The 22,170-nt window shown below is 70.3% G+C and carries 18 protein-coding genes; 10 read left to right on the forward strand and 8 right to left on the reverse strand.

The window, feature by feature from the left end; genetic code table 11:
- Window positions 1-116 precede the first annotated feature (116 nt).
- The 8 genes from DPV79_RS41920 to DPV79_RS02700 all read left to right on the forward strand — a co-directional run bounded on the left by DPV79_RS41920 (window position 117) and on the right by DPV79_RS02700 (window position 8,586).
- Window positions 117-362, forward strand: a complete 246-nt coding sequence (locus tag DPV79_RS41920) for a hypothetical protein (RefSeq protein ID WP_021158266.1) — start codon at window positions 117-119, stop codon at window positions 360-362.
- Entirely contained in the window at window positions 359-1,639 is a 1,281-nt protein-coding gene (locus tag DPV79_RS02670) for a c-type cytochrome (RefSeq protein WP_113044684.1), read from the forward strand. The genes DPV79_RS41920 and DPV79_RS02670 overlap by 4 nt, the downstream gene beginning before the upstream one ends.
- Window positions 1,636-2,136, forward strand: a complete 501-nt coding sequence (locus DPV79_RS02675) for a (2Fe-2S)-binding protein (RefSeq protein ID WP_021158264.1) — start codon at window positions 1,636-1,638, stop codon at window positions 2,134-2,136. The genes DPV79_RS02670 and DPV79_RS02675 overlap by 4 nt, the downstream gene beginning before the upstream one ends.
- Window positions 2,136-4,397 carry a xanthine dehydrogenase family protein molybdopterin-binding subunit gene (locus DPV79_RS02680; protein ID WP_060088742.1) on the forward strand — a complete coding sequence of 754 codons (2,262 nt, stop codon included), beginning with the start codon at window positions 2,136-2,138 and terminating at the stop codon, window positions 4,395-4,397. The genes DPV79_RS02675 and DPV79_RS02680 overlap by 1 nt, the downstream gene beginning before the upstream one ends.
- Window positions 4,398-4,472: 75 nt before the next feature.
- Window positions 4,473-5,390, forward strand: a complete 918-nt coding sequence (locus DPV79_RS02685) for a LysR family transcriptional regulator (RefSeq protein ID WP_021158262.1) — start codon at window positions 4,473-4,475, stop codon at window positions 5,388-5,390.
- 175 nt (window positions 5,391-5,565) lie between these two features.
- Window positions 5,566-5,961 carry a hypothetical protein gene (locus DPV79_RS02690; RefSeq protein WP_113044685.1) on the forward strand — a complete coding sequence of 132 codons (396 nt, stop codon included), beginning with the start codon at window positions 5,566-5,568 and terminating at the stop codon, window positions 5,959-5,961.
- Window positions 5,962-6,083: 122 nt separating this feature from the next.
- Window positions 6,084-7,301: an MFS transporter gene (locus DPV79_RS02695; protein ID WP_113044686.1), complete on the forward strand. Its 1,218-nt coding sequence runs from the start codon at window positions 6,084-6,086 to the stop codon at window positions 7,299-7,301.
- A gap of 172 nt (window positions 7,302-7,473) precedes the next feature.
- A complete protein-coding gene (locus tag DPV79_RS02700) occupies window positions 7,474-8,586 on the forward strand; it encodes an alkene reductase (protein ID WP_113044687.1) in 1,113 nt (370 codons plus the stop codon).
- A gap of 79 nt (window positions 8,587-8,665) precedes the next feature.
- Here DPV79_RS02700 and DPV79_RS02705 read toward each other — a convergent pair whose 3' ends face one another.
- The 3 genes from DPV79_RS02705 to DPV79_RS02715 all read right to left on the reverse strand — a co-directional run bounded on the left by DPV79_RS02705 (window position 8,666) and on the right by DPV79_RS02715 (window position 14,398).
- On the reverse strand, window positions 8,666-9,337 hold the full coding sequence (locus DPV79_RS02705; protein WP_021158258.1) for an HD domain-containing protein: 672 nt from the start codon (window positions 9,335-9,337) through the stop codon (window positions 8,666-8,668).
- A 106-nt stretch (window positions 9,338-9,443) separates the two neighbouring features.
- Window positions 9,444-11,327, reverse strand: a complete 1,884-nt coding sequence (locus DPV79_RS02710; RefSeq protein ID WP_113044727.1) for an amidohydrolase — start codon at window positions 11,325-11,327, stop codon at window positions 9,444-9,446.
- 164 nt (window positions 11,328-11,491) lie between these two features.
- A complete protein-coding gene (locus DPV79_RS02715) occupies window positions 11,492-14,398 on the reverse strand; it encodes an ATP-binding protein (protein ID WP_113044728.1) in 2,907 nt (968 codons plus the stop codon).
- 411 nt (window positions 14,399-14,809) lie between these two features.
- Between DPV79_RS02715 and DPV79_RS02720 the strand changes: the two genes are divergently transcribed.
- On the forward strand, window positions 14,810-15,724 hold the full coding sequence (locus tag DPV79_RS02720; protein WP_060062823.1) for a helix-turn-helix domain-containing protein: 915 nt from the start codon (window positions 14,810-14,812) through the stop codon (window positions 15,722-15,724).
- Between the two features lie 81 nt (window positions 15,725-15,805).
- Here the strand turns inward: DPV79_RS02720 and DPV79_RS02725 are convergent, their stop codons facing one another.
- Together DPV79_RS02725 and DPV79_RS02730 are read right to left on the reverse strand one after the other, a co-directional pair.
- Window positions 15,806-16,777, reverse strand: coding sequence for an MBL fold metallo-hydrolase (locus DPV79_RS02725; RefSeq protein ID WP_425127400.1), 972 nt, complete (start codon window positions 16,775-16,777; stop codon window positions 15,806-15,808).
- Between the two features lie 151 nt (window positions 16,778-16,928).
- On the reverse strand, window positions 16,929-17,579 hold the full coding sequence (locus DPV79_RS02730) for a DsbA family oxidoreductase (protein ID WP_113044730.1): 651 nt from the start codon (window positions 17,577-17,579) through the stop codon (window positions 16,929-16,931).
- A 120-nt stretch (window positions 17,580-17,699) separates the two neighbouring features.
- On the opposite strand from DPV79_RS02730, the gene DPV79_RS02735 reads away from it, so the two are divergent.
- On the forward strand, window positions 17,700-18,605 hold the full coding sequence (locus DPV79_RS02735) for a LysR family transcriptional regulator (protein ID WP_048027025.1): 906 nt from the start codon (window positions 17,700-17,702) through the stop codon (window positions 18,603-18,605).
- 38 nt (window positions 18,606-18,643) lie between these two features.
- Here DPV79_RS02735 and DPV79_RS02740 read toward each other — a convergent pair whose 3' ends face one another.
- The 3 genes from DPV79_RS02740 to DPV79_RS02750 are packed head-to-tail and all read right to left on the reverse strand — an operon-like array spanning window position 18,644 to window position 21,831.
- A complete protein-coding gene (locus DPV79_RS02740) occupies window positions 18,644-20,095 on the reverse strand; it encodes an alginate export family protein (RefSeq protein ID WP_113044731.1) in 1,452 nt (483 codons plus the stop codon).
- Window positions 20,096-20,109: 14 nt separating this feature from the next.
- A complete protein-coding gene (locus DPV79_RS02745; RefSeq protein ID WP_113044732.1) occupies window positions 20,110-21,051 on the reverse strand; it encodes a VOC family protein in 942 nt (313 codons plus the stop codon).
- A gap of 48 nt (window positions 21,052-21,099) precedes the next feature.
- Window positions 21,100-21,831 carry a YoaK family protein gene (locus DPV79_RS02750; RefSeq protein ID WP_113044688.1) on the reverse strand — a complete coding sequence of 244 codons (732 nt, stop codon included), beginning with the start codon at window positions 21,829-21,831 and terminating at the stop codon, window positions 21,100-21,102.
- Window positions 21,832-22,170: the final 339 nt, after the last annotated feature.

Below are 22,170 nucleotides of genomic sequence, written 5' to 3' on the forward strand. Positions count from 1 at the left end.
GCAGTTTCAGGAAATGCCGCCGACGCCCGCGTAGACTGCCCTCCATCATCCGCCTCGCGCACGATGACGCGATTGCGTCATTGTCCGCACGGCCTCCCCACACCTGGAGCAACGACATGATCTCCGCCGCGAACCGCTGCCACCTGGCCGCCTCGCCATGGCCGGATCGCCCGGCGATGCGCCGCCGTCATCCGGCCGCACCGACCGGAACGACCGCCGCCGGCACGCGCGAGCCCGACCTTCCATCCAGCCCCGCGTGCCGCGGCAGCCGAACCCGCGCCGTCGCGCGCGGCCGGCATCCGCGCCATTGCCCCGCCGCTCGAACGATCGCGGGCGAACCGGTTCGCGTGGAGCGCGCATGAAGCACAAACGACTCTGGTTCGGCGCGGCCGGCATCGCGGTCGTCGGCCTGGCGGTCGCGATCGGCATCATGTTCAAGCCGTCGATCGCGCCGATCGACCCGCCCGCCCGCGCGTCGTTCGATCCGCAACTCGTTCGCGCCGGCGCGCGCGTGGTCGCGCTCGGCGATTGCGTCGTGTGCCACACCGCGAACGACGGCCAGCCGTTCGCCGGCGGGCTGCCGCTCGCGACGCCGTTCGGCACGATCTACGCGACCAACATCACGCCGGATGCCGACACCGGCATCGGCCGCTGGTCGCGCGACGCGTTCGCCCGCGCGCTGCGCAGCGGGATCGCCCGCGACGGCCATCCGCTCTACCCGGCATTTCCGTACATCCACTTCACGCGGATGTCCGACGACGACATCACGGCCGCCTACGCGTACCTGATGACCCGCGAGCCGGTTCGGACGAAGACGCCGCCTAACGACCTGATCTTTCCGCTGAACTTCCGGCCGCTGGTCGCGTTCTGGAACGTACTGTTCCTGCGCGAAGGCGCGTACCGGCCCGACCCGTCGCAATCCGCGCAATGGAATCGCGGCAAGCTGCTCGTCGACGGCCTCGGGCACTGCGCGTCGTGCCATTCGCCGCTCAATGCGATCGGCGGCGAACAGGCCGGCAAGGCGTTCGACGGCGGCATCGTCGACGGCTGGGAGGCACCGCCGCTCAATGCGCTCGGCAGCGCGGTCAAGCCATGGACGCAGGCGCAGCTCGTCACCTACCTGCGCACCGGCCGCGCGAGCGAGCACGGCGCGGCGGCCGGCCCGATGCTGCCCGTCACGCGCGATCTCGCGACCGTGCCGCAGGAGGACGTCGAGGCGATCGCCACGTACATCCTGTCGATCCAGAAGCCGGCGGCCGCCCGGCCCGCGACGGCCGGTGCCGGACACGGCCCGACGACGCCCGCCGGCCAGCGCGGCGCGGTGCTGTTCCAGGCGTCGTGCGCGCAGTGCCACGGGCCGGCAGCGCCGATGCAGTCGATCGGCGAGCGGCCGACGCTCGCGTTCAGCACGGCCGTCGCCGCCGATACGCCGCGCAACGCGATCCAGATGATGTTCAACGGGATCGGCTGGCACGGCGAAGACACGCTGAACTACATGCCGTCGTTCATCGACCAGTACGACGACGCGCAGATCGCGGATCTCGCCGCGTACCTGCGGGAAGCATATTCCGATCGTCCCGCGTGGAGCGGCGTCGACACCCTGGCCGCGAAGCTCAGAAAGGAGGACAGCGCGCGATGATCACCCTCACCGTCAACGGCGTGCGGCACACGCTCGACATCGATCCGTCCACGCCGCTGCTGTACGCGCTGCGCAACGACCTGCACCTGCACGGCGCGAAATTCGGCTGCGGCCTCGGGCAATGCGGCGCATGCACCGTGATCGTCGACGACAAGCCGATGTTCTCGTGCCTGATTCCGGTGTCCGCGCTCGGCGAGCGCCGCGTGCGGACCGTCGAAAGCCTCGGCAGCGCCGCGCATCCGGGCAAGCTTCAGCAGGCGTTCATCGATCACCAGGCCGCGCAGTGCGGGTATTGCATCGCGGGCATGATCATGCGCGCGCAGGCGCTGCTCGAGCGCAACCCGAAACCCACCGAACGCGAACTGCGCACCCAGATGGAACCGAACCTGTGCCGCTGCGGCACGCACATGCGGATCCTGGCGGCGATCCGCCAGGTCGCCGGCCTGCCGGACCCGGAACCGGCCGCCGCGCCCGTCATGATCAGCAAGGGACTCTGATGAACCCAACCGACGACATCGACGAAGGCCGCCGGCACTTCATGGTTTCCGGCGCGCTCTTCGTCGCGTTCAGCCTCGCGCCGGTCACGCGTGCCGCCGCGCAGCTCGTGATCGCGGACGAAGGCGCCGCCGTCCACGTCGCCAAGGCGACCGAAACGCTGGCCGGCAGCCTGAAGACCAACCCGCTGCTGGACGCGTGGATCAAGATCACGCCCGACGGCAAGGTCACCGTGTTCACCGGCAAGGTCGAGCTCGGCACCGGCGTGCGGACCGCGCTGCTGCAGGTGGCGGCCGAGGAGCTGAACATGAAGCCCTCGCTGATCACGTTCCTGACCGCCGACACCGGCGCGTCGCCGGACGAGGGCCTGACGGCCGGCAGCCACACGATGGCCGACAGCGGCTCCGCGTTGCTGAACGCGGCCGCGCAGGTGCGCGGGCTGCTGGTCGACGGCGCGGCGAAGCAGTTCGGCGTCGACCCGCGCACGCTCACCGTCGCCGACGCGGTGATCAAGGCGCCGGACGGCCGCACGATGCGCTACGGCGACGCGGTGCGCACGGTCGACCTGCACCGCAGCGCGACACCGACGTCGCCGCTGAAGCCGCCGGCCACGTTCTCGGTGATCGGCACGTCGCTGCCGCGCGTGGACATTCCGAACAAGGTCACGGGCGGCGTCAGCTACGTGCAGGACATGGAACTGCCCGGCATGCTGCACGCGCGTGTCGTGATGCCGCCCGTGTACGACGCGAAGCTGCTGTCGTTCGACGAAGCCGCGATCCTGAAAATGCCGGGCGTGGTGCGGATCGTGCGCAACGGCAGCATGCTCGCGGTCGTCGCGCAGGGCGAATGGCAGGCGGTCGTCGCGCAGCGCGCGCTGGCCGCCGGCAGCCGCTGGTCGCCCGGCCGCGCGCTGCCCGAGCGCGGCACCGTGCATCAGGACCTGAAGCGGATCGCTACGCAGCGCATCGAGATCGCGAACACGAAGGGCGACACAGCGCCGGCCACGAAAACACTGTCCGCGACGTTCCTGAAGAACTACCTGCTGCACGGCTCGATCGGGCCGTCGTGCTCGGTCGCGCATCTCGAGAACGGCATGCTGACCGTGTGGACCCACTCGCAGGGCGTGTATCCGCTGCGCGACGCGCTCGCCGAGATGCTGTCGATGCCGAAGGCGAGCGTGCGCTGCATCCACACCGAGGGTTCCGGCTGCTACGGGCACAACGGCGCGGACGACGTGGCCGCGCATGCGGCACTGATCGCGGCGGCGCTGCCCGGCAAGCCGATCCGCGTGCAATGGATGCGCGAGCAGGAACACACGTGGGACCACTTCACGCCCGCGATGGTCACCGAGCTCAGCGCGTCGCTCGACGCGAGCGGCCATATCGTCGACTGGAACTACGCGCTGTGGAGCAGCTCGCACAACGAACGGATCGTCAATGCCGGCCGGCTGCTGCCCGCGCGGATGCTCGAGCCGCCGTTCGTGCCCGCGCCGTCGACGCCGATGCTGCAGCCCGAGGGCGGCGGCGATCGCAACGCGATCCCGCTGTACGCACTGCCGACCATGCACATCGTCAACAACTTCTCGCCGACGATGCCGCTGCAGACCTCCGCAATGCGCTCGCTCGGCGCGCACACCAACGTGTGGGCGATCGAGAGCTTCATGGACGAGCTCGCGCACGCCGCAGGCGTCGACCCGGTCGAATTCCGGCTGCGGCACATGCAGGATCACCGCGCGAGCCAGGTGATCAAGCTCGCCGCGACGAAATTCGGCTGGCCCCGGCCGCCGCGCGAACGCAACCGCGGCGTCGGTTTCTCGTTCGGCAAATACAAGAACCTGATGGCCTACGTCGCGATGGCGGTCGAGATCACGGTCGTGCCGGAAACGGGCCAGGTGACGCTCGACCGCGCGGAAGTGGCCGTCGACGCGGGCCAGGTCGTGTCGCCGGACGGCATCCGCAACCAGATCGAAGGCGGCATCGTGCAGGCCGCAAGCTGGACACTGTACGAGGCGCTGAAATACGATACGCAGCGCATCCGCAGCTTCGACTGGAGCAGCTACCCGATCCTGCGTTTCCGCGCGGCACCGCAAAGCATCAAGGTGCACCTGATCAACCGCCCGGGCGCGCCGTTCCTCGGCGCGGCCGAGGCGTCGATGGGGCCGACCGCGGGCGCGCTGGCCAACGCGATTTTCGATGCGACCGGCCAGCGGATGCGCGAAATGCCGTTCGCGGGCGACGGGCTCAGGAAGCGCATCGACGCGTAGCGGCGGCACCCCGACATACAAGCCGCGCCGGCATGCACCGGCGCAGGCAACGAACAGGCTGGAGATTTCCGAACGATGGATACCTTGCTTTCGATGCGCGTGTTCACGCGCATCGTCGAGACGGGCAGCTTCACGCGCGCGTCCGACACGACCGGGCTGACGACGCCGCGCGTCTCCGCGCTGCTTAGCACGCTCGAACAGCATCTCGGCTGCCGGCTGCTGAACCGCACCACCCGCCGGATCTCGCTGACCGAGGACGGGCAGGCTTACTACGAACGCTGCGTCGGCGTGCTGCGCGAGATCGACGACATGGAGGCGGCCGTCTCGCAGGCGCGCAACGTGCCGCGCGGCCGCCTGAAGGTGAACCTGCCGCCGGCGATGGCCAAGCAGATCATGGTGCCCGCGCTGCCCGAGTTTCTCGCCGCGCATCCAGGCATCTCGGTCGAACTCGGCGTGACCGACCGGCAGATCGACCTCGTCGGTGAAGGCGTCGATTGCGTCGTGCGCATCGGCGCGCTCGACGACTCGGGGCTGGTCGCGAAACGGATCGGCAGCCTGACCACCTGCACGTGCGCGGCGCCCGCGTATCTCGAACGCTGCGGCGCGCCCGAGACGGTCGACGATCTCGCGCAGCACATCGCGGTCAGCCACATGTCGGCCGATACGGGCCGGCCGCGGCCGTGGGACTACGTCGTCGACGGCGAAACGCGCATCGTGCAGATGTGCGGCACCGTCGCGGTCAACGATGCCGACACCTATATCGCATGCGGCGTCGCCGGCATCGGCCTGATCAAGACCTCGCTGTACCTGGTCGAGCCGTACCTGCAATCGGGGCGCCTGCGCGAGGTGCTGACCGATTTCAACACGCCGCCGCGGCCGATCTCGATCCTGTATCCGCCCAACCGGCATACGCCCGTCAAGCTCAAGGTGTTCGTCGACTGGCTCGCCGGGCTGTTCGCGCAGATTCCGACACTGCAGGGGCAGCGCCGCTGACGCCCGCCGTCGATGCCCGTCGCTGAAACCGCGCGGCCGCGCCCGCGCGCACACCGCATCGATCAAGTGAATTAAGACGCGGTTTAGGACTATTCAGTCCGCCCGATCCAGACTGCTCTCAGGGGCCTTGCGATCCGCGATATCCGCGCCGGAGGCCCGTTTCGAGAGGCCCAACATGACGATCGCGAACGCCGGCCCGTCCGTCCAGGACGTCCACGCCGTCTTCGATGTCCTCGGCCCCGCGTTCGCGCACGGGCGCATCGCGCGCGTCGGCGACGCGGCCCGCACGCCGCGCCCGCATCCGGCATCCGGCAAGTCGAAGGCGCTCGCCGCCCCGGCCACGCTCGCGCAGGCGTTGCCGGCCAACGTGCGCGAAGTCGCGCCGCGCAACGCGTCGTGGGCGGCCACGCGCCGCATCGCAGCGGCCCCCTCGCCCTTGCCTGCATGCGGCTCGCGACCGGTCTCGGCCGCGCCCCCTCACATGAACCCGCACGCGCTCCGACCCCTTTGCGTCGCACGCAAAGCTCGATTGCGCGCCGGCCGTATTCCCTTGTTATCGATCGATCAATAACCTTGTCAGCAATGCGGCGGCTTGCGTTTCGCCGCGGCGAACACCGGAACACCCGAACACCCGTATCCCATCACGCCCGCCCGACAGCCGGGCCCCCGACATCTCTTTCGAAGGAGTCGACCATGTCAGCAGAATCCACCCCGCTCGCGGCCCACGGGCACGCAGCCAAGCTCACGCAGGGCCTCATCCTGCTGTTCGCGTTCAGTTGCGGCGCGATCGTCGCGAACCTGTACTACGCGCAGCCGATCACCGAACTCATCGCGCCCAGCCTGCACATGTCCGGCGCAACCGCGAGCCTGATCGTGTCGCTGACGCAGATCGGCTATGCGTTCAGCCTGTTCTTCATCGTGCCGCTCGGCGACCTGCTCGAGAACCGCAAGCTGATGATCGTCACCGCCGTCGTGTCGATCGCGAGCCTCGCGGCGGCGGCCGTCGTGCAGACGCCCGGACTGTTCCTCGCGGTTTCGCTGCTGATCGGCTTCAGCTCGGTCGCGGTGCAGATCCTGGTGCCGCTCGCCGCGCACCTCGCGCCCGATCATTCGCGCGGCCGCGTGGTCGGCACGATCATGGGCGGCCTGCTGCTCGGCATCCTGCTCGCGCGCCCGCTGTCGAGCGTGGTGGCCGACGCGTTCGGCTGGCGCTTCGTGTTCGCGGCCGCCGCGGTGCTGATGACGCTCGTGACCGCCGTGCTCGCGCTGACGATCCCGTCGCGCCAGCCCGATCACCGCGCGACCTATTTCGAGCTGATCGGCTCGCTGCTGCACCTGGTCCGCACGATGCCGGTGCTGCGCCATCGCGCGTTCTACCAGGGCCTGATGTTCGCGTCGTTCAGCCTGTTCTGGACCGCCGTGCCGGTCGAGCTCACGCGCCACTACGGGCTGTCGCAATCGGCCATCGGCCTGTTCGCGCTGGTCGGGGCGATCGGCGCGACGTCGGCCCCGGTTGCCGGCCGCCTCGCCGATGCCGGCCACGGCGTGCGGGCGACGCTGATCGCGCTGGTCGCCGGCGCGCTGTCGTACGCGGTCGCGCTGATCCACGGCGCCGGCCTGTATGGCCTCGTCGTCACCGGCATCGTGCTCGACTTCGCGGTGCAGATGAACATGGTGCTCGGCCAGCGCGAGATCTATGCGCTGCACGCGGCAAGCCGCAACCGGCTGAACGCGCTGTACATGACGAGCATCTTCGTCGGCGGCGCGATCGGCTCCGCGCTCGCGAGCCCGCTGTACGAACACGGCGGCTGGCCGCTCGTCGCTGCAGTCGCCGGCGCGTTCCCGGTCGTCGCGCTCGCCCACTACCTCGTGATCGGGCGTCCGCACGCACAACGCCACGCCCAGTCCTGAACCGGCGCCGGCACCGGTTCACGCGCGACGCCCCCGGGGCCGTTCGCGCACCGGAACGCTGCCGGCACGTCACTTCCGTCTTGTTTCGAACTTTCCGCAGGGCCCGCCGCCTGACCGGTCGCCACCACGCGACACGCGGCGCCGCCCTGCCTCACGCAAAAAGGAATCCATCATGTCTTCCCTGCTCAGCCACTACGACCTGCGCGGCCTGCCGCTTCCCAACCGTGTCGTGATGGGGCCGATGACGCGTTCGCGCGCGCCGTCGCGCGGCCAGCCGACCGAACTGATGGCCGAGTACTACGCGCAGCGCGCGTCCGCCGGCCTGATCGTGACCGAGGCGACCAACGTCAGCCCGGCGTCCGCTTCGTTCGAACTGACGCCGGGGCTCGTCACCGACGAGCAGGCGGCCGGCTGGAAGCAGGTCACGGACGCCGTGCATGCGAACGGCGGCCGGATCTTCGCGCAGCTGTGGCACGGCGGCCGCGTGAGCTCGCTGACGCTGCTCGGCGGCGCCGCGCCGCTGTCGCCGTCCGGCGTCAACGACGATCTCGAGCAGTTGCAGGTGTGGGCGCAGTTGCAGAACGGCTATTACACGAAGATTCACGCGACGCCGTCGCGCGCGATGACGACGGACGAGGTGGCCGACACCGTTGACGAATTCCGCGACGCGGCCGTTCGCGCGATGGCGGCCGGCTTCGACGGCGTCGAGATCCACGCGGCCAACGGCTACCTGCCGCACCAGTTCCTGTCGTCGACGCTGAACCGCCGCGACGACCGATACGGCGGCTCGGTCGCGAACCGCGCGCGCTTCCTCGAGGAGATCGTCGACGCGGTCGGCGCCGTGATGCCGCCCAGCCGCGTGGGCGTGCGCATCTCGCCGTACGCGAAATACAACAACGTGCGGGACGCGGATCCGGATACGACGTACGCGTACGTCGGCCGCATGCTCGACGAAGCCGGCGTCGCCTATGTGCACGCGGCGGACACCAACGGCTGGAGCGGCGAGCCCGACCTGCCGCGCATCGTCGCGAACGCGCGCAAGCATTTTGGCGGCACGCTGATCGTCAACGGCGGCATCGCGCCGGATGCCGCGAATGCGCTGATCGACGCGGGCGACGCCGATCTCGTCGCGTTCGCGCGGGCGTACATCGCGAACCCCGATCTGGTCGAACGCCTTGCGGCGAACGCACCGCTCGCCGCGCCGAAGGCGGTCGGCTGGTACGGCGGCGACCGCGCGGGCTATGTCGACTATGCGCGTCACGATGCGGCGGGCGTGAGTGCGTAAGCGCCCAGGTGCGCAGGCGCGCGAGCACCTGTGCACCCGGCTTACGCCGGCGGAACCAGCCGGAACCCGCGGGCCGCCGTCAGGCGTCCTGCCAGCGTGCGCCGAGCACGCGCCCGCAGAAATTCAGCCGGTGGAAATCCGGATCGGCGCGTTCGAGCACGTCGGCGCTCCACGTGCCGAACGTCGACGCCGGCCGGTGCGCGACGCCGCGCGCGACCGCATCGAGGAACGCGTCGCCGAAGCCTTCGCCGCGCGGGTAGGCGGCGAGCAGCGCGCGCCGCTCGTCGGCCGAATACGCGTCGAAATCGGTGGCCATCAGGTCGGTCGAGACGGCGGCCGCCAGCACGCGCGCGAGCGGCGACACGCGCGCGGCCACGCCGGGCGTCGTATGCAGCGCGATCGCGTGCCACACGTCGTCGCGCAGGCGCTGCGACGTCTGGTGGCGCAGCAGGAACGTATCGGCGGCATCGGCGCTGTCGAGCTCGTAGCGCGCAGCCGAGCGGCCATACGCAGTGCTCAGCCCCATGTTCGCGTACATCGCGGCCACATATAGCGCATCGGCATCGCAGGTCTCGCCGGCACGCTGCGCGGCCAGCGACGCGAGCACGAACACCCGGCTCGCATGCCCGGTGATCGCCCGCGGCAGCGACGCGCGGGCTGCTTCGGCCGCTTCGATCGCCATCGGCGTCCGCGGAATGCGGACACCGGCGACTTCGTCGTCGGCCGACGCGCACGTGTGCGCAGAACTCATCTCGTCTCCTTCTGCCCCTCGCCGGGGGCGGAAAATTGTCCATGCCTCGCGCGGCCCGCGCCGACGCAGCCGGCGCGGGCACGCTGGCGGCCGGTACGGCGTCGGCCTAGTACGCGAAACCGGGGTAACCCGATACTTCGCACTGCTCGGCGGTTTCCATCGCGGCCGCATGCAGGCGCTGCACGAACGCGCGCCCGAGCCCGCGCGCGGCACCGGCCGCTTGCGGGCTCGCGCCGGCCGCGGCGCGCAGCGAAGCCGACTCGGCCGAACGACGCCGGCCGGCACCGCCGAATTCGGCGACCGGCGACCACGCGGGGCTGACCGCCGGCGGCGGCGGTGCGAGCGACGCGAACTCGTCGTCCGCATGCACGATCCTGCCGCCGACGACCGTCAGCACCGACGACAGCGACGTGATCCGCGCTTCGTCGATCGTGAAGTAGTCGTCCGTCAGCACCGCGAAATCGGCGTAGTGGCCGGGCACCAGCGCGCCCTTGCAGTCGTCCTCGCCGGAAAACCACGCGCTGCCGACCGTATAGCAGCGCAGCGCTTCCATCCGGCCGAGCCGGTTGCGTTCCGGATACAGCGCCGTGCCGCCGACCGTGCGCCCCGACACCATCCAGTACAGCGACACGAACGGGTTGTAGCTCGCGATGCGCGTTGCGTCGGTGCCCGCGCCGACCGGCAGCCCGGCCGCCAGCATCGCGCGGATCGGCGGCGTGCGCATCGCGGCTTGCGCGCCGTAACGCGCGATGAAGTACTCGCCCTGGAACGCCATCCGGTGCTGGACCGTCACGCCGCCGCCGAGCGCGGCGATGCGCGCGATGTTCGCATCCGTGATCGTCTCGCAGTGATCGAAGAACCAGCGCAGGCCGTCGAACGGCGTCTCGCGGTTCACGGCTTCGAGCACGTTCAGGAAGCGGCCGATCGATTCGTCGTAGGTCGCATGCAGCCGGAACGGCCAGCGGTGCCGCACCAGCAGCCGCACCACCGCGGCCAGCTCGGCCTCCAGCGCCGCCGGCAGATCGGGGCGCGGTTCGAGAAAATTGCCGAAATCGGCGGCCGAATACACCAGCAGCTCGCCGGCGCCGTTCATCCGCAGGAACGCGTCGCCGTCGCCGGGTTTCGCGAGCGTCACCCAGCGCGCGTAGTCGTCGAGCTCCCGCCCCGCATGCTGCACGAACAGGCTGTACGCGACGCGCACGGTCATTTCGCCGCGCCGCGCGAGTGCCAGGATCGCGCCGTAGTCGTCCGGGAAGGCCTGGAAATCGCCGCCCGCGTCGATCGCGCTCGTCACGCCGAGCCGGTTCAGCTCGCGCATGAAATGCCGCATCGAATTCATCTGGTCGTCGTGGCCGAGCTTCGGGGCCCGTTCGAGCGCCTCGTGCAGCACGGCCATGTCCGGGCGCGCGATCAGCAGGCCGGTCGGCCGGCCGAGGCGATCGCGCTGGATCTCGCCGCCGGGCGGGTTCGACGTATCGCGGCCGTAGCCGATCGCGCGCAGCGCGGCCGCGTTCAGCAGCGCGCTGTCGCCCAGGTGCATGATGAAGACCGGCGTGTCGGGCGCGATCGCGTTCAGTTCGGCCGCCGTCGGCCCGCGCTTTTCGGCGAACTGGAATTCGGTCCAGCCGCCGACCACGCGCACCCAGTGCGGCGCGGGCGTGCGCAGCACCTGGCGACGCAGCATCGCGAGCGCGTCGGCCAGCGTCGGCACGCCGTCCCAGCGCAGTTCCAGGTTGAAGTTCAGGCCGCCGCGGATCATGTGCAGGTGCGAATCGTTCAGCCCCGGGATCACGGTGCGGCCGTTCAGGTCGATGCACTGCGTGCCGGCATGCGCATGGCACATCACGTCGTGCCCGCTGCCCGTTGCGAGAATCCGGCCGTCCTTCACGGCGAGCGCGGTCACGAACGACTGCCGGTCGTCCTGCGTCGCGATCTTGCCATTGCATACGATGAGGTCCGCCGCCGCGGCGGATGCCGTCGCCCTAAGCACCGTCAGGCCCTCCGCTTGCGCCGTGAGCCGGCACGCGGCCGCATGCCGCCTGCCTCCGGTTCGACGATACACGGACCATCCACTCCCCCTTGAACATTGAACGATCGGACTGACGGGCCGCGGCGCGATGGCGCGGTGTCGTCCTGCGCGAACCGGGCATGCCGTTACGCCACCTGCTGCATCGCATCCGCCGCCTCGTGCCGCATGCGCGACCGGCCCGCCGGCAGTGCCGGCTCCGGGCGCACGAAGTTCTGCAGGCGCGCGAGCCGGCGCACGTCGAACGCGCGCGATTGCGGATCGAAATGCCCCGACAGGTTCGCCACCAGCGACGACGCCTGGCCGGTCCGCCCGCGCTCGATCAGGTGATCGGCGAGATCGAGCGTGCCGCGCAGCGCCCACATCGCGGCGCCCTGCCCGTTCGCGGTATGGATCCCGGTCAGCAGATGCCGGTGCCCTTCGACTTCGTACGCGAGCGCGGCATCCGGCTCCGCGGTGCGGGCCTGCTCGAGCATCGCGAGCCCCCGGACGCGCAGCAGTTCCGGCACGAACAGGTGCTCGCCGTGCGCGCGGCAGCGCGCGAGCGTCGCATCGAGTTTCGCGCATGCCTCGGCCGCGCGGCCGGTGCGCGTCAGCCCTTCCGCGTACGCGACGACCAGCGGCGCGAGCAGGCGCCGGAACCCGCTCGCCTCGATGCGCCGCAGCGCGGGTTCCAGCCGCGCGAGACCGGCGCCGGGATGCCCGGCCTGCATGTCGAACTGCCCGGCGAGGCCTTCCGCGTGGCTGAGCCAGATGTCGAACCCGTTCGCCTCCGCGGTCGAGCGCAGCGTGCCGAGATAGTCGGAAATCACGTCGTGATCGCCGTAGCGCAGCGCGATCGGCACGGCCGCGGCGCCGAGCACGACGCACAGCGCCAGCCCCGACCCGGTGCGGCGCGCGGATTCGACCGCCTGCGCGGCCAGCCGCATCGCGTATTCCGGATCGCCCTGCATCCAGACGAGCCGCATCAGCATCGTGCGGCCGAGCGTCGCGACGTCGACCCCGAGCGCGGCTTCCGCGCAGGACGGCTCGCCGGCCACGTCCAGCCCGGCGGTCGCGGCCTCCAGCCGCTCGCGGGCCTGCGCGTGTTCGCCGAAGTAATGCAGCGACGTCGCGACCATCGCGTTCGCCAGCAGCCGCTGCGGCCGGTCGCCGCGCCGTTCGGCCGCGCGCTCGAAACGCGTCGCGTAGCGCAGCGATTCGTGGATGTCGGAGCGCGTCAGCATCGTGTTCCACAGCCCGACCAGCGCGCACGCGTCGAACGCCTCGTCGCCGATCCGGCCCGCGAGCACGAGCGTCCGGTCCCACATCGCGGCCGCCGCGTGCGTATCGCCGTCGGTATGCAGCAGCGCCGTCGCGTAGGCCGCGCGCAAGCGCAGCTCGCGTGCCGCGTCGATGCTGCCGGCATCGCCGGTTCCGCCGGCCTCGATCGCGTCGAGCGCCCGCCGCGCCGGTTGCGCGCATTCGCGCATCCGCGCCGGTTCCAGCAACGCGAGCGCCAGTGCGTCCGCTTCGTGCCCTCGCGGCTCGACCGCGACGGGCTCGTGCGGCGCCGGCGCCGGCGCGCCCGCGGCGACACGCGGGCTCGCGAGATCGGCGGCCGGCGTCAGCGCCTGCATCCGCGCCTCCCCGTGCTCGCGTTCGTAGCACGCATGACGCTCGGCGACGAGGTCGAATTCGCCTTCGTTGCGCAGTTTTTCGAGCGCGTACGCGCGCGTCGATTCCGTCAACCGGTAACGCGCGTGCGCGCCGTGGAACTCGACGGTCACCAGCGACTTCGCGACCAGTTCGCCGAGCACCGCGATCGTCTCGGCGGCCGACATCCCGGGATCCATCGCGACCTCGCGCGCGGCATCGAACGTGAACGGGCCGATGAAGCACGCCATCCGGCGAAACAGCGCGCGCGCGGCCGCATCCAGCAGCACGTAGCTCCAGTCGAACGTCGCCCGCAACGTCTGGTGGCGCGGCAGCGCCGAGCGCAGCCCGCCGGTCAGCAGGTTCAGCCGGTCGTCCAGACGCGCGGCGACGGCCTCGAGCCCGAGCGTCGCGACGCGTGCGGCAGCCAGCTCGATCGCGAGCGGCAGCCCGTCCAGGCGCCGGCAGATGTCGCCGATCAGCCGGATGCCGGCCGCATCGACCGCGCAGTCGGGCGTGGCGGCGCGGATCCGCGCGAGGAACAGCTCGACGGCCGAATGGCGCACGATCTCGTCGAGCGGCGCGTCGCTGTCCGGCACCGCCAGCGGGCTCACGCGAAACACGGCTTCGGCCGAGATATGCAGGGGTTCGCGGCTGGTCGCGAGCACGCGCAGCGACGGCGCGCGCGACGTCAGCGTATCGACGAGATCGGCCACCAGATCGACGACGTGTTCCGCGTTGTCGAGCACGAGCAGGGCCGGCGACGCGGCGAACGCGCCGGCGATCGGGGCGATGCCCGGCACGCCGACGGTCTCGAGGCCGAGTTCCGCGGCGATCGCGAGCAGCACGTCGTCGCGCGTCGCGGCGCTCGCGAGCGCGACGAACAGCACGCGTTCGCCGGACCGCTCGCGCAGCTCGTGGGCGACGCGGCCGGCCAGGCTCGTCTTGCCGATGCCGCCCGCCCCGACGAGCGTGACGACCGGTGCGCGCTCGATCATGTCGACGATCTGCCCGATCTCCCCCTGACGCCCGACGAGCGAAACCGGGCGGGCCGCCGCGACGGGGTCGGCCGGCAACGCGGCCGCGCGCGGCGCGGGCTCGTGCGCGACGGCGGGCGGCGCGACCAGCAGGTAACCGCGGCCCGGCACCGTCTTGATCAGGTCGCGGTCCGCGCCCAGCGCCTTGCGAAGCGTCGCGACGTGAACCTGCAGCCGGTTTTCCTCGACGATCAGGCCCGGCCACACGGCATCCATGATGTCGTCCTTCGACACGACGGAACCGTTGGCACGATGCAGCACTTCAAGTATGTCAAGCGCGCGTGCGCCGATACGCAGCGACGCGCCGTGGTGGCGAATGTCCCGCTGCTCGAAATCCACCGACAACGTCCCGATCTGGATCATGGCCGCCTCCAGGTTCCCCACGATGACCGCCGTGTGAACACGGCCGTTCACCAGGGCGGGAATGCACACCCGTGCAGCGCTGCCGGCCGGGCGCAAAGTCTCAAAATGTGGACTGAGTGTAAACACCGAATTAACAAAAATCTTGAAGGAAAATGCGCTGGCCTCCCGCCCACCGGCGCGCCCGCGGGCGGGTGCCGCGCCGCATGAAAATGGGGCGCCATCGCCCCCGCGTTGGCCATGGCAGCGCGCTCGCGTGCGCGTCGAGGCCCGCGCGGTGCGGGTCGGGCCGCTGGCAAGCATTTCGTCAGCAAGTGGACATTTATTCAAGTTAACTTGGGCCGGGTGAGTGCACCGTTTAAACTTCGCGTAAATATGTTCGCGCGCCGCCCCCCAACGAAGGATTGTTCCGCCATGCCAGATTCCCTCGCCGCGCCCCCGGCCGCACGGCCGAAAGACACGCTCGGCTGCCTGTCGAGCCTGCTGTCCAAGGACATCGAACGCTCGGTCGGCGGGCTCACGCTCCATCGCAAATGCATGCGCGACGAGCACTTCGAGCGCATCGAGATGTCGGCCAGCGATCGCGGCTTCCTGATCGGCGTGTCGCTCAACGACGGGCACCGGCGCACGATCTACGGCGGCACCGGCCAATCCCGCTCCGAGCGGCGGTTCCAGCACAACTCGATCTACATTCGCGACTTCTCCCGGAATTTTCGTGCCGACCTGTACGGCAAGTTCGACTTCCTGCTGGTCGAGCTGTCGCACGCGTATCTCGACGGCCTCGGCCGCGAGCACGACGGCACCGAAATCGGCGGCCTGACCTGCGCGCCGGACGTACAGGACGAGGTGCTGGGCCATCTCGCGCACGCGGTGGCCGACAGCCTCGACGAGCCCGGCGTACTGAACGCGCTGTTCGTCGAGCAGATGGGGCTCGCGATCGGCACGCATCTCGCGCGCCAGTACGGCAACCCGGACGCGCGCGACCTGCAGCACAAGGGCCTGCTGTCGCCGGCGAAGGCGGCGCTCGCGAAAGAGCTGCTGATGGAGAAGGCCGATCTCGGCGTGTCGATCGAGGAAGTGGCGCGCGAATGCGATCTGTCGCGCGGCTATTTCATTCGTGCGTTCTCGCGCACGACGGGGCGCACGCCGCATCAATGGCTGCTCGAACAGCGCGTGATCCGCGCGCGGCAACTGATCGAGACGACCGACATGTCGCTCGCGGAAATCGCGGCCGCCTGCGGCTTCGCTGACCAGAGCCACCTGAACCGCGTGTTCGCGCGCATCGTCGGCCATCCGCCCGGCGCCTGGCGGCGCGAACTGACGCGCTGACGCGGCCGCGCGCCACCGCTACGCGCGCGCCCCGCGCGTCACGGCACCTCACGGCAAATCACGGCACGCATCGCCCGTCGCTCACCGCAGCGGCGTCGCGTCGTAATTGACCGGCACCCAGTCGTACTGCTCCCCGTCCCTGCGCAAATGCCCGAGCCCGGGAAACGCGATGTGCGCGGCGCCGACGAGGTAACGCTTGTTCGCGACGCGCTTCAGCGTATCGCGCCGGGTGCGGCGCGCCGCGTCCGCATCGCTGTCGTACTGGACCGTCGCGTCCGGGTCCTGCAGCTGGATCGCCGCGACGTGCACGATGTCGCCCCACGCGAGCAGCCCGGCGTCGCCGCTCTCGATCAGGTACGCGGTATGGCCCGGCGTATGGCCTGGCATCGGCACCGCGCGAATGCCGGGCGCGAGCGTCGCTTCGCCGCGAAACGTCTTGAAGCGGCCCGCCGCCACGTACGGCGCGACCGACGCGGCAGCCGCATCGAAGAACGACGCGAGGAACGCCGGCGCCTGTGCCTTGTTGTCCGGATCGAGCCAGTAGTTCGCTTCGATCTCGTTCACGCGCACCACCGCGTTCGGGAAGGTCATCCTGCCGTTCGTCACGATGCCGCCGACATGATCCTTGTGCAGGTGGGTGAGCAGCACCTCGTCGATCTGCTCCGGCGCATAACCGGCCGCACGCAGGTTCGCGAGCAGCTTGCCGCAGCAATCGCCGTACAGCACGCCGGCCCCCGAATCGACGAGGATCCGCTTCGTGCCGGTATCGACCAGGAACGCGTTGATCGAGCCCTGCACGGGCGGTTCGAGAAACGCGCGGTCGAGATCGCGCCGGATGTCGTCCTTCGAGATGTCGCGGAACACCGTATCGACCGGAAACGGATGCGTGCCGTCGGACAGCGCGACGATCCGCAGGCTGCCGAGCTGCTGCCGATAGAAGCCGGGCGCCTGATCCGCACCGCCCGGTTCGGCGGCACACGCGGCCGATGCGAGGATGCCGAAGCACCATGCGATGACCAGCATGCCGCCGGTACGCCAGTTCAGGTTCTTCATGTCCGCTCCCCGGTTGCGTATCGAGATATCGCGCGCGTTGCCGGCCCGGCCGGTCAGGCGCGCGACACCGAGCTTACCGGCCGGTTTCGCAATAATCCTGAGCACGACATGAATCGTTCTGAAAGCCGGCACCCGCCGGCGCCGGCCCGGCTTACGCGGCCCGATCCCGCGCGCGCTGCGCGTCGAGCAACGCGGCGCGAAACACGTCGGCCGGCTGCGCGCCGCTGACGACCGTCGTACCGATGCGCGTCGACGGCACCGACGCGATGCCGTCGCGCACCGCCGCCTCCTCGAGCGCGACCACCGCGTCGAGCCCTTCGCCGGATGCGAGGAATGCACGCACCGCATCGCCGGCCAAGCCGGCGCCGGCCGCGACCTCGACCAGCACGTCCGCATCGCCGATATCGCGGCCGTCGCGGAAATACGCGGCAAACAGCGCATCGACGAGCGCGACCGCGCTGCCGCGCTGCTGCGCGAACCAGACGAGCCGGTGCGCGAGCCGCGTGTTCGGCGTGCGCGCGATCCGTGCGTGGTCGAACACGAGGCCCGCTGCGCGGCCGGCGTCGGCCACGTGCGCATCGAGCGCCTGCGAACGCGCCCAGCTGCCGAACTTCGCGCTCCGGTACGCCTTGCGGTCGATGCCGCCGGCCGGCATCGTCGGGTTCAGCTCGAACGGCACGAACCGCACGTTCACGGTGCCGGCCAGGCCGGCTGCCTCGATCGCCTCCGCGAGCCGGTGCTCCGCGATCCAGCACCACGGGCAGATCAGGTCGTAGGTCACGGTTACTTCGACGGGTTTCATCGTCATCTCCTGTACATTGCAGTCCGGAAGATAACGCTTGCGCGGCGACGTTAGAATGCGAACGGCACGCAATGCATCGTTGCGGCCTGCACAAAGGCACGAAGACTCGAAGAGCACGACATGGACAAATTCTCCGCGCTGCGCGCGTTCGTCGAAGTAGCGGAAGCCGGCGGCTTCTCGAGCGCGGGGCGCCGCCTCGACCTCGCGGCATCGTCGGTGGTACGCGCGGTGGATGCGCTCGAGGCGTCGCTCGGCACCGTGCTGCTGAATCGCACGACGCGCCAGGTCACGCTCTCCGATGCGGGCGCCATGTACTACGCGCGCGCGAAGCAGCTGCTCGAGGAACTCGCGGAAGCCGACGCGCTGGTGTCCGATCGCGGCGACGAGCCGTCCGGGCCGCTGCGCGTGTCGGTGCCGGTCGCGTACGGCGTGCGCCGCATCGCGCCGCACGTCGCGGCGTTCCTCGCGCGCCATCCGAAACTCGACCTCGACCTGCAGCTCACCGACGAACGCGTCGATCTCGTCGCGAGCCGCATCGACGTCGCGATCCGGCTCGGCGAAGCGGCGCCGTCCGCCGAAGTCGTCGCGCGAACGCTCGGCACGTTCCAGCGCTACGTCGTCGCGAGCCACGACTACCTCGCCGCGCACGGCACACCGGCCGCGCCGGGCGAACTCGTCGATCACGCGTGCCTGCGCTTTCACTTCGGCGGCGACCAACAGGCGTGGTCGTTCGTCGACGCGCACGGCACGGCGCAGGTGCGCGTTGCCGGGCGCCTGAAATCGAACCACAGCGAAGTGCTTCGCGATGCGGCGCTCGACGGCGCCGGCATCGCGCTGCTGCCCGACTGGCTGGTCGAGGCCGACGTCCAGTCGGGCCGCCTGCGCCGCCTCTTCGAGCAATACGACGTGACGCCCGGCACGGCCCGCTCGGTCGTCACCGCGCTCTATCTGCCGACGCAGCGCGGCTCGAAACGCGTGACCGCGTTCATCGATTTCGTCGAAACGCTGGTGCGCGCGCCGCACTGAGCCGTCCGGCGGCGTGCCGCGCGACGCGCGGCGCCGCGCTACCAGCCGAACTTCGCTTCGACGCCTACGTAGTCGGCATTGCGCGCGCCGAGCGCGCGGATCGAATCGGCGATCTGGAAGTGCACGGCCTCGACGGCCAGCGCCATGTTCGGATTGACGAGCCAGTCCACGCGGGCCTGCGCATACATCCCCGTGTACGAACCGCCCTTGCCTGCGGTGCCGGGCACCGCCGACATCCCCTGCCCGTAGATCGCGTCGGCCGTCGTCTCGCGCCACTGGAAACCGACCGCGGTCAGCACCGTCACGCTGCTCGACGGCTTGAACGTCAGCGACGGCTTCACGTGAATCAGGTTGCTGTAGCCGGTGTAGCCCGCGAGCGTGAAGTAATAGCCGTTCGGGAACAGCGGGTTGAAGGTGCCCATGCGTCCGTCGCCGGGATGCTTGTCGCCCGATGCGCCGTCGACCTGGATGCCGACGCGCGGCGTGCCCGGCGTCTTCGCGAACGTGTAGCCGCCCAGCGCGCCGAATGCCCACGCGCCGATCGTGTCCTGGCCGATGTGCCCGGTCTGGAGCATCGCCTCGACGTCCCAGTCGAACCCGCTGGACTTGCCCGCGTAGCGCATGTCGAACACGTCGCGCCGCTCGGTGCCGGCCCCCGCGATGTAGCGCGCGTTGTCGCGCGTATAACGCGACCAGTACGCCGACAGGTCGCCGGGGCCCGTGTTGCTGCGCTCGACACGCACGCCGTCGAACCGCAGGTGCCGGTTCGACACGTCGTCGAACGACGCGTCGTTGCGATACTGCACCGGGCGCGTCACATAGCCGATCAGCCGCCACTTGCCGATTTCGTAATCCGCCCACAGCGCGTCGAACGCCTGGCGCACGTTCGGGCCGTCGCGCACCGACACGAACCGCTGCAGGTCGTACGCCATCTCCTGCCGGCCGATCCGCGCCTTGAACGTGCCGCCGCCGATCTGGTCGACATACGCGACGAACGCCTGCTCGATGTCGAGCTGATCCTTGTCGACGGGCGACACCGTGTCCTTGCCGAACGGCCGCGCATCGACGAACTGGACGAACGCCTGGACATGCCCGGCGTAACGCAGGTCCGCATGCACCGTCGCACGCTGGATCACGTAGTTGTCGTCGTGCGCGGCGCCGAGCCCGAACAGCGGCGCGTTGTTCAGCTCGAAGCGCTCGCGCAGGTTCGCGCCGAGCGACAGGTAGGTCGACGGGTCGCCGCCGAGCGGGATGTACTTCAGCGCATCGCCCGGCTGGCGCGGCACGCACGGGTTCGCGAGCACCGACCAGTCTTCCTGCCAGCGGTTGAACAGCACCGTGGGCCGCTTTGCGGTACACGTCGTGCCGGCGGCCGGGGCCGCCGAAGCCGCCGAAGCGGCATCCTCGGCCCCGGCCGCCGTACCCGCATAACCCGCGACGCCGCCGGCCAGCACGGCGGCCGGCAGCACGCGCCGCCATGCCCGCCCCATCGACCCGCGCTCCATCACTTCGACCGCGCGTGGATTTCGGCGACGTAGCCGCCCGGGAACTGCACGAGCGCCGCATCGCGCCCGTCCGACGTGAACGTCGGCACCAGCACGGTCACGCCCGCGGCCTGCGCCTGCTTCAGCGTCGCGGCCAGGTCCGGCACTTCATAGCCGGTCATCTCGCGGCCGAACGGGTAAGGCAGATGGCCGTCGGTGGCGAGCACGGTCATCTTGCCGAAACCCGATTCGATGCGGATGCGGCGATACGTATCGTTCGGCCGGCCGATCTCGATGCCCGGCGCCTTGCGCACGTCGGACACCACCTTGCCGCGCGAGAACGCGACGAAGTCGTGCACCAGCTTGCTCGCGCTTTCCGGCGACACGTACACGCGGTTTTCCGGCACCGTCTGCAGCGGATCGTATTTCGGCGCCTGCGTGTGCCAGTAGAGCTGCATGTTCACGCCGCCCGGCCAGCGGATGATCGCGTCGCGGCCGATCGGGTCGGGGAACGTGTCGACGACCACGTCCGCGCCGTGCGCACGCGCCGATTTCATCGCGACGTCCATGTCGGTGACGAGGTAACCGGTGCGCTCCTGGCAGAACGGATAAGGGATCGGCGTCTTGAAGCCGAACACCGAGATCGTGCCGGCCGGCGTGAACACGAGCTGCGACATCGTCTGGCTCGGCGTCGGCGTGACCTGGAACACGCCCTGCTGCGATTTCTTGCCGCCGAACGTCGCGACGAAGCTGTCGGTGAAGCGGTCGAAATCTTCCGGCGCGACGCACACGTGCGTCGTGTCGTACTGCGGGCCGACCGCGACGGCCGGCACCTTCGCGGACGTCGTCTCGAGCAGGCGCGTCTCGTCGGCATGGGCCGGCGCGGTGGCCAGCAATGCGCCGAGCACGGCCGCCGACGCGGCCGTCAGCCGCCATGCCTGTTGCAATTTCAGTGCGATCATCGGGTTCTCCTTGAAAGTGGCACGCGCGGCCACATGCCGCGCGCGCATTCAGCGTGACGTCGGCCGCTCGTCGGGCCGACCGGATTGATAGGCGAGGAAGCACAGCACCGCGAGCGGCAGCGCGAGCGCCCAGAACGCCGCGAACAGATAGGCCATCGCGCCCGCGCCGGCGCCGAGCGCGAAGCCGGCGACCGGCGGCAGCGTGCGCCGCAGCCGCACGCGCGCGGCCTCGCGTTCGGCCGGCGCGGCGAGCGGCACCAGCCAGTCGAATGCATCGATCACCGCCTGCGTGACGTTGCCCGTCATCACCGTGTTCGCGACGACCGAACGGGCCGTCAGCCGCGCGTGCGCGTTCTGGACGCCCATCGCCGCGGCGCCGAGGAGGCCGCACAGGATCGTCCTCGGCGCGTCGGCATCGGCGATCGGCGAGGCCATCACGCCGGCCAGCATGAACCCGGCCAGCAGCACGGCCTGCAGCGCATACAGCGAACGCGCGCGCACGCCGTGGCCCAGCTGGCGCATCCGGTGGTCGAGCACGCGCGCGACGACGATGCCCGCGATGAAGGCCGGAAACGCGAGCCACTTGATCGCGAGCCCTTGCCCGACGCCGGCCAGGCCCGAGCCGATCAGGATGAAGTTGCCGGTGACGTGCGCGGTGAACAGGCCGAACAGCGCGACGAAGCCGAGCGTGTCGACATATCCCGCGATCGACGCGAGAAACACGTCCTCGCCGCGCACGCGGTCGGGCACGGCGCCCGCGGTTACCGGCTGCGACGGCATGACCGGGTTTCCTGGATGGTGGCGCCGGCCCCCGGCGAGATCTGACAACGCATGTTCCGCTCCGGTTGCGCCGACCGGCCCGGCCTGCCGACTGGCATCCGGCCCGTGCGGCGGTTCGGAAGCCAGACTAGTGAAGGCCGACCTTAATGTCATGGCGCCCGCCTGAATTTTTCTGAATCGGCGGCGGGCTCGCGTGGCCCGGGGGGCCGGCCCGGCACGACGCGGATTGCGCCCCGCACCGGCCCCGCAGCGCGCCGAAAGCCGCGCCGCGCACGGCATGCGGCCTGTCAATCGTGCTATTTTTCGATCGATAGTTAACGCAGGCGCACCATCGGGAGC

It is taken from the genome of Burkholderia reimsis, assembly GCF_003294055.1.
Classification (GTDB): Bacteria; Pseudomonadota; Gammaproteobacteria; order Burkholderiales; family Burkholderiaceae; genus Burkholderia; species Burkholderia cepacia.

Bases quoted from the DNA above. Each gene is read 5' to 3' on its own strand.
- DPV79_RS02670 (WP_113044684.1), top strand. From the start codon at position 359: ATGAAGCACAAACGACTCTGGTTCGGCGCGGCCGGCATCGCGGTCGTC.
- DPV79_RS02685 (WP_021158262.1), top strand. From the start codon at position 4,473: ATGGATACCTTGCTTTCGATGCGCGTGTTCACGCGCATCGTCGAGACG.
- DPV79_RS02700 (WP_113044687.1), top strand. From the start codon at position 7,474: ATGTCTTCCCTGCTCAGCCACTACGACCTGCGCGGCCTGCCGCTTCCC.
- DPV79_RS02680 (WP_060088742.1), top strand. From the start codon at position 2,136: ATGAACCCAACCGACGACATCGACGAAGGCCGCCGGCACTTCATGGTT.
- DPV79_RS02705 (WP_021158258.1), bottom strand. From the start codon at position 9,337: ATGAGTTCTGCGCACACGTGCGCGTCGGCCGACGACGAAGTCGCCGGT.
- DPV79_RS02735 (WP_048027025.1), top strand. From the start codon at position 17,700: ATGGACAAATTCTCCGCGCTGCGCGCGTTCGTCGAAGTAGCGGAAGCC.
- DPV79_RS02745 (WP_113044732.1), bottom strand. From the start codon at position 21,051: ATGATCGCACTGAAATTGCAACAGGCATGGCGGCTGACGGCCGCGTCG.
- DPV79_RS02730 (WP_113044730.1), bottom strand. From the start codon at position 17,579: ATGAAACCCGTCGAAGTAACCGTGACCTACGACCTGATCTGCCCGTGG.
- DPV79_RS02740 (WP_113044731.1), bottom strand. From the start codon at position 20,095: ATGGGGCGGGCATGGCGGCGCGTGCTGCCGGCCGCCGTGCTGGCCGGC.
- DPV79_RS02690 (WP_113044685.1), top strand. From the start codon at position 5,566: ATGACGATCGCGAACGCCGGCCCGTCCGTCCAGGACGTCCACGCCGTC.
- DPV79_RS02675 (WP_021158264.1), top strand. From the start codon at position 1,636: ATGATCACCCTCACCGTCAACGGCGTGCGGCACACGCTCGACATCGAT.
- DPV79_RS02715 (WP_113044728.1), bottom strand. From the start codon at position 14,398: ATGATCCAGATCGGGACGTTGTCGGTGGATTTCGAGCAGCGGGACATT.
- DPV79_RS02725 (WP_425127400.1), bottom strand. From the start codon at position 16,777: ATGAAGAACCTGAACTGGCGTACCGGCGGCATGCTGGTCATCGCATGG.
- DPV79_RS41920 (WP_021158266.1), top strand. From the start codon at position 117: ATGATCTCCGCCGCGAACCGCTGCCACCTGGCCGCCTCGCCATGGCCG.
- DPV79_RS02720 (WP_060062823.1), top strand. From the start codon at position 14,810: ATGCCAGATTCCCTCGCCGCGCCCCCGGCCGCACGGCCGAAAGACACG.
- DPV79_RS02695 (WP_113044686.1), top strand. From the start codon at position 6,084: ATGTCAGCAGAATCCACCCCGCTCGCGGCCCACGGGCACGCAGCCAAG.
- DPV79_RS02750 (WP_113044688.1), bottom strand. From the start codon at position 21,831: ATGCCGTCGCAGCCGGTAACCGCGGGCGCCGTGCCCGACCGCGTGCGC.